This window comes from Natrinema soli (assembly GCF_028618695.1).
On record NZ_JAQIVI010000755.1, the window covers coordinates 1 to 1,773 of the forward strand.

At 66.0% G+C, this 1,773-nt stretch carries 3 protein-coding genes and 1 pseudogene; 1 reads left to right on the plus strand and 3 read right to left on the minus strand.

The features are described 5' to 3' along the window. A pseudogene (locus PGX04_RS31665) lies at positions 1-217 on the plus strand (HNH endonuclease); the annotation flags it as partial. Positions 218-239: 22 nt separating this feature from the next. On the opposite strand, the gene PGX04_RS31670 reads toward PGX04_RS31665, so the two are convergent. The 3 genes from PGX04_RS31670 to PGX04_RS31680 all read right to left on the minus strand — a co-directional run. Beyond that, entirely contained in the window at positions 240-968 is a 729-nt protein-coding gene (locus PGX04_RS31670) for a guanosine phosphorylase (protein ID WP_273742104.1), read from the minus strand. A 211-nt stretch (positions 969-1,179) separates the two neighbouring features. Beyond that, the gene (locus PGX04_RS31675; protein ID WP_273742105.1) at positions 1,180-1,482 is read right to left on the minus strand and encodes a HalOD1 output domain-containing protein; all 303 of its coding nucleotides are present in this window, start codon (positions 1,480-1,482) and stop codon (positions 1,180-1,182) included. A gap of 138 nt (positions 1,483-1,620) precedes the next feature. Beyond that, on the minus strand, positions 1,621-1,773 hold a 153-nt coding region (locus PGX04_RS31680), incomplete at its 5' end, for a PfkB family carbohydrate kinase (protein ID WP_273742106.1).

Sequence of the window (1,773 nt, forward strand, 5' to 3'; positions counted from 1 at the left end):
GGGCTGTTTCGACGCGAGCGAGGCGAGCGCGGGCGCGACGTGTGGGACCTGCGGACTCACCGTCCGCGAGACGGACGACTGGCGGGGCGGGGACGGGATGCTCGCGTTCGACCGACTCTTCGCCACGATCAACGAGACGCTGCAGGGGGCATCCGCGACGACCGAGACGCTCACCGATCGGACGACGGCGCTGGCGGAGCGACTCACTGCGCAGTAGGGCGGGGAGACGAGGGGCGAACTCAGAGGTTCGTCGCGGCCTCGAGCGCGATGTCGATCGCGCGGCCGACGTTGTTCTTGGCCTTGTCCGGCAGTTCGTCGTCCTCGGTGTCGGTTCCTTTCTGCGTGCCCTCGACGAGGTTCCCGTCGGCGGTACAGATCGCGCCGGCGGCGAGCCCCTTGCGGCGGGCCAGCGAGAAGACGGCGGCGGCCTCCATCTCGACGGCGAGCAGGCCGGCGGCCTCCCAGTCGTCGACGGCGTCGTCGGTCTCGGCGTAGTAGGCGTCGTCGGAGGCGATGGGACCCACGTGGACGTCCTCGTCGTTAGCTTCTGAAGAATCGACCAGTGCCGACAGCACCTCGTAGTCCGGCACTGCCGGGTACTCGACGGCCTCGTAGCGCTTCGAGGTACCCTCGTTTTTCGCTGCGCCGGTCGCGACGATCATGTCGCCGATCTCGATCCCCGACTGGAGCGCGCCGGTCGTCCCGACGCGGATGAACGTCTCGACGCCGACGTTCGCCAGTTCTTCGATGGCGATCGCGGCGGAGGGGCAGCCGATCCCCGTCGAGCAGATTGTAAGCTCACGACCCTCATACGAGGCGTTGACGACCTTGTACTCGCGGTTCTGGGCGATCGTCTCCGACTCGTCGCAGTGGTCGGCGATGCGATCGACCCGTCCGGGATCGCCCGGGATGAGCGCGATGTCAGTCAGGTCTCCCTCGTCGACCAGCAGGTGTGGCTGCGTCGTCATACCGTCGGGTTCCGGCGGCGGCGAGAAAAAAGGTTCGAGGAAGGGCCGAGGAGCGGCCGACTCGTCGCGGCGATCCTCGACACCACCCATCTTCCCGCGTCCGTCCGCCGGCTCTCGATCGCTCGTCGCTCATACGGACTGCTGTAAGTCGTTTCCGGCGCAACCGCGACTGTCCTGCGGTTGCACCGGTAAACCGTTACAGCAATCCGTATCAGCCGGTCGGACGAACGTCGACGCGGTCGGGTTCGATCGTGACCACCACGTCGTCGATATCGAACTCGACAGTTCCCCTCGCCCGCGCATCACCGCGGTTCGTCTCGGCGAAGAGGCTGTCGAGCGCGTCCGGATCGATGTAGTCGTACAGCTGCGTACTGGTCGCAGTGACGTCGTCACCGTAATACTGGGCCAGTGCCATCGCAGCGGCAATACTCGGCGATTCGTTCGCGTCTCGCTCGTACTGGATGCGCCGTTCGAGACTGCATCCGTTAGATTCGTTAACCCTTCCTTCCGTCATGTCTCTCAGTCACGGTATCGTGACTGTCTATTCAAGTGGGCAACGGCTCCGCCCATATAACTACCGTCAGACAGCACCCGGTGAGAACCCACCGACTGCGGTGATTTCGGCGACCGGGTTGACGGGCGGAGAGCGGGGTCACGAGTGTCGAGCCAGAACGTCCTCGATCTCCTCTCCCGTCGGCGCGCTCCGCGCACCGTCGCGACTCGCGGTCAGCGCCCCGCAGGCGTTCCCGTACGCGAGCGAGCGGTCGATGTCAGCACCCTCGAGCCACGTCGCGAGAAACCCCGC

Coding starts and splice junctions, on each gene's coding strand:
- PGX04_RS31670 (WP_273742104.1), bottom strand. CDS start 968: ATGACGACGCAGCCACACCTGCTGGTCGACGAGGGAGACCTGACTGAC.
- PGX04_RS31675 (WP_273742105.1), bottom strand. CDS start 1,482: ATGACGGAAGGAAGGGTTAACGAATCTAACGGATGCAGTCTCGAACGG.